Origin of the sequence: Methanosphaera sp. (assembly GCF_016282985.1) — an archaeon.
GTDB lineage: Archaea > Methanobacteriota > Methanobacteria > Methanobacteriales > Methanobacteriaceae > Methanosphaera.
The window spans coordinates 1-8,603 of the sequence record NZ_JAEELZ010000132.1 but is presented as its reverse complement, the minus strand read 5'-3'; the positions used below and the strand labels follow the sequence as shown (position 1 = coordinate 8,603).

8 protein-coding genes are annotated in these 8,603 nt (G+C 32.2%); all 8 read right to left on the bottom strand.

The window, feature by feature from the left end; all coding sequences use genetic code 11:
* Positions 1-587: energy-coupling factor transporter transmembrane component T (locus tag QZZ11_RS07925; protein WP_292475081.1), on the bottom strand; the 587-nt coding region annotated here is incomplete at its 3' end.
* Between the two features lie 158 nt (positions 588-745).
* Positions 746-2,353 carry a DUF6508 domain-containing protein gene (locus QZZ11_RS07920; RefSeq protein WP_292475080.1) on the bottom strand — a complete coding sequence of 536 codons (1,608 nt, stop codon included), beginning with the start codon at positions 2,351-2,353 and terminating at the stop codon, positions 746-748.
* A 224-nt stretch (positions 2,354-2,577) separates the two neighbouring features.
* Positions 2,578-3,666, bottom strand: coding sequence for a tryptophan--tRNA ligase (locus tag QZZ11_RS07915; RefSeq protein ID WP_292475098.1), 1,089 nt, complete (start codon positions 3,664-3,666; stop codon positions 2,578-2,580).
* Positions 3,667-3,696: 30 nt separating this feature from the next.
* Positions 3,697-4,203 (bottom strand): tRNA-intron lyase, encoded by a 507-nt coding sequence (gene endA / locus QZZ11_RS07910; RefSeq protein ID WP_292475077.1) that lies wholly within the window; start codon positions 4,201-4,203, stop codon positions 3,697-3,699.
* 15 nt (positions 4,204-4,218) lie between these two features.
* A complete protein-coding gene (locus QZZ11_RS07905) occupies positions 4,219-4,977 on the bottom strand; it encodes a sugar phosphate isomerase/epimerase family protein (RefSeq protein WP_292475074.1) in 759 nt (252 codons plus the stop codon).
* 12 nt (positions 4,978-4,989) lie between these two features.
* Positions 4,990-6,843, bottom strand: coding sequence for a PINc/VapC family ATPase (locus QZZ11_RS07900; RefSeq protein WP_292475073.1), 1,854 nt, complete (start codon positions 6,841-6,843; stop codon positions 4,990-4,992).
* A gap of 12 nt (positions 6,844-6,855) precedes the next feature.
* Positions 6,856-7,242 carry a phosphoribosyl-AMP cyclohydrolase gene (gene hisI / locus QZZ11_RS07895; RefSeq protein WP_292475097.1) on the bottom strand — a complete coding sequence of 129 codons (387 nt, stop codon included), beginning with the start codon at positions 7,240-7,242 and terminating at the stop codon, positions 6,856-6,858.
* Between the two features lie 16 nt (positions 7,243-7,258).
* Positions 7,259-8,539, bottom strand: a complete 1,281-nt coding sequence (hisS, locus tag QZZ11_RS07890) for a histidine--tRNA ligase (protein ID WP_292475071.1) — start codon at positions 8,537-8,539, stop codon at positions 7,259-7,261.
* Between the last annotated feature and the right edge of the window lie 64 nt (positions 8,540-8,603).

Here is an 8,603-nt window from a genome sequence, read left to right as displayed (position 1 = left end):
TGTTTTACTTTCCATAGATAAGGGGTATTGTTTGTTAATGAAAAACATCTGCTTGCCTGTGCCTGTCTGATGGTATTTAATTCATCGTAGAACAGGAATATGAATCTTACAAAGAGTGAAAATATCATTGCAAATTCATTTGGCATATGTAATCTTCTGAAAGCTTCTGCAATATCTTTCATTGGGGTAATATATGAGAATAAAACTATTGATGTTATACTTATAACTAATCTGGCCAATAACAGTTCTGCAAATTGTATTCCCTGTAATGTAATTTTTATTCCTAAAGGCAATGTGTATAATACGTCTCCTGGCTGGATAAATGGTTGGAATATTGCAATGAATAATCCGAAAGGGAGGATTAAAAGGACTCTCATCAGGGCATCCTTAACTGATATTCCGCTAAGATAAATTAGTAGTAGTAAATATGCTTCAAGTATGACAAAAACAATATAATTTGATGAAGTTACTGCAAATAAGATAATCAGAACCAGTACTATCAATTTTATTCTGCTGTCAACGTTATGCAGTATGCTGTCCTGATTTGACAAATACTCTTGTTGACGTAATTCGTTAATACTTACCATAATTTACCCCCTATTTTACTGTTTATAATTTATGTCAATAATAGTATTAAAAATCAATTAAAAAAGTAATAGAAAATTAATCAATAAAATATGATTTTTTAATCCAATTAAAATTAGTAATATATTTGAAAAAGAGGATGAGTTAAAATAATTTAATATTATTTAACATTCAACTCATCTTCAGAAAACTCTTCGGATTGTCTTGAAACTAAACCGGACATTTCTTTTTCTTTATCAGCATAGAAATCTGGGTCGTGAATCGGACAACATTTGAGTTTTGCATAAGGTGAATATAAATCAGTAATTTCACTTTCGTTAATGTCTCTGATTTCTTTTAATCTTCTAAGGATTGTCAATACGGTTCCATCTTCCATAAGTTTTCCAAGGAATCCGGGTCTGGTATTCTCTTTTTGCATTATAAGATAAACAATTTTTTGAATACTTAACAAGTCAAGTCTTTTAATTAATTCGTGATTGTTAATGTATTTCCAACCTTTATCTTCCCAATCCTTTTGGTTATCGAATGTTTTGTAAATGTTTTCCTGATATAGGTCATCCTTGAAGAAGTCAGCTTCGTCATCGTAGATTCTTTGACCGCCTTCAATTCTGATAAATTCATTGTCTGTATCTTCAAAGTATGGTAAGTATTCAAGGATAACATCCACATTTTCAATATTAGGGAATTTGAATATGTTACCGAATGATTTGTTAAGTCCCATCTGAAGTGTTTTGTAATCAAGTACTTTGATGTGTGATTTTTCGTCATTGAATAGTCTGTGATCCCATACTACAAGGATGTTTCTAATATCTTCTGTAGCTTTACATTTGTATTTGATTTGGTTATCGGTAATTCTTTCAATTTCTAATAACAGGTAACTTACACGTGTAAGGTTTTGAGCTTTAACAGAGTTGGTCATACGTAAACATATGTATGGATATTTTAGTAACGGTTTAAATTTGGCTGATAATTCTTCAGGTAAGTCATGGAAGAAAATTTGCATAACTGTTGTGTGTTCCATACTGTTTTCTTCTACTTGATAATAATATTCTGCTAATTCTGGTAAACCTGCTTTTTTAAATGTAATGGTACCTTTGGTTGTTTCAAGAACTTCCAAAGTATTGAGTAATACATATAACTCAAATATTTTATCGTTACTCATTCCAGGAAGGATTTCTTTAACTATACAGTTGTATAATTCCATTTTGCTTGGGAAAACAAACAGTTCATCAAATACTTCATATGATCTTGCAAGGTTAAATGATTCATCGGTTGCTTTACATGCAGTTTCTAACAGGTATATATCTATTATGTCAGGTGTTTCCACGTCTGCAAAAATGTCATCCTTTAATAATTCAGAAACTTTCTTTTTATTTTCTAGGATGTTTTTGTTAATAGCCTCTAATTGGAATGATGTAAAGTTTTTGTTTTTAATGTTTCCTATTTCAGCATCTTTAATGCTTTCAAACATATATTTTACAAGACCTACAACATCTGAATTTGGACTTTCTGTTAAGTCTTTGCCATCTAACAATGCTTTTAAGTCATCAAAGTTATTAATTAACTCTTGAGTTTCAGGAATTTTTAAGAAATAATCATATTTAAATCCTAATAATTCTGTTTCATTAATTTCAATGATTTTACTCATTATTTCTGCTTCATCTTTAAAAATTTTGGTGAATAAATAATGGTGTAATCTTGTGTCAACATAGTTAAACACGGTTTGTCTGTCATAATTACTCCATATTTCTTCAAATTCTTCTGCCATATATGGTTCTCCTAAAAATTTATTAAATTTAGAAATGTTTAAAAAATTTTCTATTAAAATTGTTTTATTTAATCTAATTATAGTTACTTTTATATTCAAAATCATATTTAAGATTTTATAATATATTTTTTAATCTGATTAAGAGTTTTTAAATATAATTGAAAAGAATTTTTAAATAATAAGTATAATAAAGAAAATAAGGTAGGGGTGTTTAAGAATTACTATTAAAGTAAATCTTTTGCAATTTCATGAGCTTCTTCACGTTTTGAATCAAGGTCTTCAAACATGTCGGTAAGTAATTCAACAGCACATTGTTTACAGTTACCACAAAGAATTTCACCGGATAAACATTTTTGTCTGACATTCTCTAATTTTTCATCATCTTCAACCAAATGATATACTAATAATTCATAGATTGAACATTGGTCTGGTTGTCCGCCCAATTCTTTCTGTTCTTTAAGGCTGTCACGGCCACCTGTTTTAGCACTCTTTACTTTTTTGGTAGCGTCCTTTATTGAATCAGTTAAATAAATGGCAGTTTTTGGTTTACTGCTGCTCATCTTTTCACCGGTTAATCCGGTCATAAAACGATGGAATGTTGCGGAAGGTTCAATAAATCCATATTCATCATTGAACTTTGCAGCCAAATCTCTTGTTAAACGTATATGTGGGTCCTGGTCGGGTCCTACAGGTACGATTACTGGTTTTGGTCCGCCATATTTCTCAAGTTGTGGATGCAATATGTCAGCCACCTGTAATAACGGTGTGTAAATATGGGCAACGTTGGTACTATTGTCAAATCCATAAATACTTCTCATCTGACTGAAGGTAACTTTTTTACCGATAAGATAAGCTAAATTTTTAACTTCTTCATTTTCTGATTGCAGGTACAAATGGAAATTGTCTTTTGTAACATCCAATCCCAATGCAATATAGTTTTCAATGTATTCTGTTAATGCCAATTCTCTTGATTCTTCTTTTGAAATTCCACGTGCAGCATAGGCTTCCATATCTGCAATGGAAAGATAGATATCCGAACCCTTTTTCTGATACCATTTCAACTGGTCAACAACCATTTTATGGCCTATGTGCATTCTACCACTGGGCATCATTCCAGTCATCGTAGCAAATTCCTTATTGTTTTTTAAAGAATCCGCAATTCTTTTATAATCTCTTTGACCGAATATAATTCCTCTGGTCATTAGTTTACTTGCATCCGGAATGTCTTCTAAAACATCCTTAAATGCTTTAATACCAAATTGTTCTGTAAGTTTTTCATAATCTATGATTGAAGAACCCCATGGATCTATCATGTCCATCATATCACTCCTTATAATATTTTTTTATGGTCTTGTCCATTCTACATTGTAATAGGTTATATCATACTCATCATCAACAACAGCAAGAAGTAGTGTTTTACGTACACCATGAGCTACTCTGACGTAACTGGAAAAATCTCTTACCTTGATTGACTGTTCTTCTGACAATATTTTCACTAAAAAGTTTGAATGCCCGTCTCCTGGTGCATGCCCTCTCTCGTATATTCTGAAATCGCTACCGTATTTAAAACCGGTTTTGACAATGTAACCTCTTATACGAAGATCTTTATAAACAAGGTAATGGGAAAAGATTTGTTTTTCCCTAATAATATTGGTCATATATTCTACACTAACTATTCCATTGTCATCATCATAAATTTCTATTTTATCTTTTTCAAGTAAATATAATGCTTCAATAAATGATAATTCCAATCCTGAATCTGTTAAGTTACCATAATATCGTTTATTATATAAATTATGTGCATGTTCATGTTTAACAATTACCCTGTCATCTTTCAATTCTGAATACATTAAATAATACACTCCCTATAAAATGTTAATTTTCTTCAAGTAGTCAATACTCTTCAATATTTGATGTGGAGTATAAACTTCAATAACACAAATATCATCGTATTTATTTTTCTTTAGAATTTCAAATAATCTTTTAAAGTCAATGTTGTGTGTTCCAAGAGCATCATGCATATCATAAGAACCGTCATTGTCACTAAGGTGTATGTGGTGGATGTCTTTGCTCTTTAACATTTCATCAACAGTAAATCCATTGTTGTGTCCATGACCAACATCCAAGGTTATTCCCGAATGAATCTCATTTGCAACATCTTCATATAATGCTTCAATGTTGGTGTATAATAATCTCTCCAGTAATGGCATATTTTCTACACACATCATGACTCCATACTCTTCTGCCTGTGATTGCAGGTATTTCAATGATTCAATGTTGTATTTAAGAATTTTATCTGTAAACTTCAAGGCCATTACAGGTATTGAACCGGGATGAACAGTTACTCTTTTAGCATCTAATTCATTTGCTATTTTAAACGATGAAATCATCTCTTCAATGGAGGCTTCCCTGATTTTATCGATATGTGATGAAATATTTATATCAGACATTGGGGCATGAACGCTAATTCCAAAATCATAATTTGATAAGTCATCTGATGTCACGTGCTTATAGGGATATTCTGTGATAATTTCAAGATATTTTAGCCTGTTTTTATCTACAAATTCCAATATATTTTCCATCTTTGCAGGATACATTCCTAATGTTGAAACACTAATTTTCATGTTATCACTATCTTAGAATAATTCTTCATTTCTTAAACGAGCATAAACTGGTTCATCCTTTTTCATGGCTTTTATAATTATTTCAGCCATTTCAATATCTTTTTTAAGTCTAATATTGGCTTTTTTACCCACTGTTGCCGTAAATAAATATTCATCTTCAACAATAATGTCATAACTTGAACCAATATCCTCTTTCAAAAAGTTTAATGATAAATAATTACCTGATACGTTAACATTTATAGGAATTTTATTGTCTATCTCTTTAATATCCAAAGTACTTACTTCTATGCTTATACCTGCACGTTCCTCTATCTGTGCAATGGTTCTACCATTTTTACCGATAACGGCACCGGTGTGGTCTTCATCAATTTCCAATAGCGCTCTGTTTTGGGATATTAATGATACTTCCATAATTGCATTAGGTGCAACACGATTAACTTCTTTTCTTATGACTTTTTCCACAATCTTACTTACGGGACTTTTTTCTTCCTCTTTATCCTCATTGTTTCTGGTTTTATTCACGTCCATTACAATGGTTTGTTCACCATAAGTGTAAATTTCGTAGAATAGTTCACCACTTTCAAAGTCTTTGATTTCAATAACTGGTCTTGCAAGATCCGCTTCTAACATTCCACTAGGAACTTTAACTGTTAGTTCAATAGAGTAAACAGTGTCAATCTCACCATTTTTAATATAAATGGCTGTATCAATAACTGATGGAATAACACCTAATTCAAGTCTTCCAAGGAATCTTTGAACTGCATCAATTGCTCTGGTTGCATGAACTACTCCTATCATTCCCACACCAGCCAATCTCATATCCGAATATATTTCAAAGTCTCTGGTTTTTCTTACTTCATCAAAGATTGTGTAGTCAGGTCTAACGAGTAATAATATGTCAGCAGTGTTTTCCATATCTCCTTCCAGTGGAGCATATTGGGTAATGTTGTCATCCAGGTTTAAGTCTCTTGGCGATTCCATTGTTTTTACAAGCTGTTCCAAATCATAGTAATAATATTCTGCAAGTGCTTGAGCAAATGTTGATTTACCGGCACCGGGAGAACCTGCAACGAGTATACCCTTAGCTTGGTTTGATAATCTTTCAAGTAATTTGTCGGATACGTTATAATCGTCAAGATCTAACTTGTTAACAGGTTTTATTGCAGTAATTTCAAATCCATCGGAAAATGGTGGTTTTGCTATTGTTACCCTTAAATCACCAAATTGAATTACTTTCGCACCATGTTTGTCTATTTCAATAAAACAGTCATGTCTAAGTTTTGCCTGTTCTATAACTTCTTTGGCAATTCTGTCCAGATCTTTATATCGTAGTGGAACATAATCTATTTCAACCAGTTCCACTTTTCCTGGTGTTCCACGTTTTCCGATAGGTGTTGTATTTTCCCTTAAATGTACTGATGACATATTTTCCAGGAAGTAACTTTCCAGTTCAGTTTTGTCCAGTTGTATGGGTCCTTCCTTTTGGTAGAAATATGTTTCAATACCCTGTGCCTGTGCTATATCATTCTGTAGTTTATCGCTGGTCAGTAGGATTGCGTTATGTTTTCTTGCAATATCCCTTATCATAGCATCTATTTCTCCACCACCGGCAATGGATATTTCATCCAGTTGTGGTCGTCTTCCTACAAAACTGATTGTTATTTTACCTTCATCGCTTAGTTTTCTAAGATTTTTTATCTCATCAATACCAAGATAACCCAGGTCTTTTCTTCTATTTGCATGATTTTCTATTTCTGACAGTACGGCTTCAGGTATTAATACTTCGGCATTTTCATATTCCTCTTGAACTAATGGGCATACCATCTGATCAATTAATATGCTCGTATCTGGTACTAGTTTAGTCAAATTGGCACCTCCTTATTCTTTGTATATTTCATCGGGATTGAATACTTGTTTACCAATATCTTCAAGTTCTCTCCCATCTTCTGAGAGCTTCTGATAAAAACAGGAGTAATGTCCTGTATGACAGGCTCCTCCAATCTGTTCTATTCTGAAGATTACTGCATCTTTATCGCAGTCAAAAAGTATTTCTTTAACGCTTTGGATGTGTCCTGATTCTTCACCTTTAAACCAAATAGCATCACGACTGGTGCTGTAATAATGAGCTTTTTTAGTTTCCATAGTTTTATTGAAAGCTTCCTCATCAATGAATGCCAGCATCAATATTTCATTTGTTTTATAGTCCTGTGCTATTGCGGTTGCAAGTTTTTTTCCGTTTATCTCATGTCTGAAGTTAGGTTTAATCATTTTAGTTACCTGCTTAATTGGATAATTTTTCTATAGCTTCAGATAATGAAATAGTAACTTGTTCTCCACTATCCATATCTTTAAGTGTCACATTATTTTCTTCAACTTCGCTTTGACCAATCATAATAACGTTGTTGATATTGTTATTATTTGCATATGATAAATTTTTCTTAAGCTTTTTACCCTTAAGGTCAATATCAGTTATTATATTATTGGCTCTAAGAGTTTGGGCAACTTTAATAGCATCAATTTTGAAGTCTTTTTTAACCGGTACTACCAGAACTTTTTGGGAGTCACTTGTAGGTGTTTCTATATTTTGTCTGTGATAAGCTTCCATAATACGGTCAAATCCAAAAGCAAAACCTGTGGATTCAACTTCTTCAGAATCAAACAGTGCTGTCAGATTATAGGTTCCTCCACCAGTTATTTGTTTTTCAGCACCGAGATCTGGAACGTATATTTCAAACACGATGCCTGTATAGTAGTCAAGTCCACGGGCAATTGATAGTTTAACATTATAATCTTCAAATCCGAAGGCTTCAATAACTTCTAATGTATCACTAAGTTGACAAACTGCTTCATAACTGTCTTCAATATCTTTAACAACATCTTTTAATGATTCTAAATCGCTGCGTGTACCGTTTACACTGATGATTTTGTTGATAATTTCTTTGTATTCCTGTGAAATTGAGCATTCATCCAATATTTTTTCAAGTAATTCATAGTCTTCCTTATCAATACTTGCAATGATTCTTGTAGTGTCTTCGGGAGTTACATTTAAGTGGTTAAGTACTCCTTTAATAATTCCCAGGTGGCCGATTGCCACTTCATAATTTTTTATTCCCACTTTGGTTAACGCTTCATTAGCCATTGCAATTATTTCTGCTTCATTATATACTGGTGTACCACCAATAACTTCTATACCGAACTGCCAGAATTGTCTGAAACGTCCTGCTTGTGGTCTTTCATACCTGAAACAACTGCCAAAATAGTACATTTTTAAAGGTTTTGCTGCTTTTTGTAGGTTATTGTTATATAATCTTGACACACTTGCAGTTAATTCAGGTCTTAATGCAAGGTCTCTTCCACCTTTATCCTGGAAGTGATATATTTCTTCTTTAATTCCTTCTCCACTTTTTGTAGTAAAAAGTTCTAAATCTTCAAAAATAGGGGTTTTAATTTCCTTAAATCCATAGTTTTCTACAACACTTCTAATGGTGTTTTCAACATATTTTCTTTCTTCCATATCCTCGAATAGGAAGTCTCTTGTTCCTCTTGGTTTATTAAATTCCATATTATAACAACTCTAACTAAATATAATAATTTTTTAAATTATTATTCCTCTTCTATTATCCAAT

Coding starts and splice junctions, on each gene's coding strand:
- endA (WP_292475077.1), bottom strand. CDS start 4,203: ATGTATTCAGAATTGAAAGATGACAGGGTAATTGTTAAACATGAACAT.
- QZZ11_RS07905 (WP_292475074.1), bottom strand. CDS start 4,977: ATGAAAATTAGTGTTTCAACATTAGGAATGTATCCTGCAAAGATGGAA.
- QZZ11_RS07920 (WP_292475080.1), bottom strand. CDS start 2,353: ATGGCAGAAGAATTTGAAGAAATATGGAGTAATTATGACAGACAAACC.
- QZZ11_RS07915 (WP_292475098.1), bottom strand. CDS start 3,666: ATGATAGATCCATGGGGTTCTTCAATCATAGATTATGAAAAACTTACA.
- hisS (WP_292475071.1), bottom strand. CDS start 8,539: ATGGAATTTAATAAACCAAGAGGAACAAGAGACTTCCTATTCGAGGAT.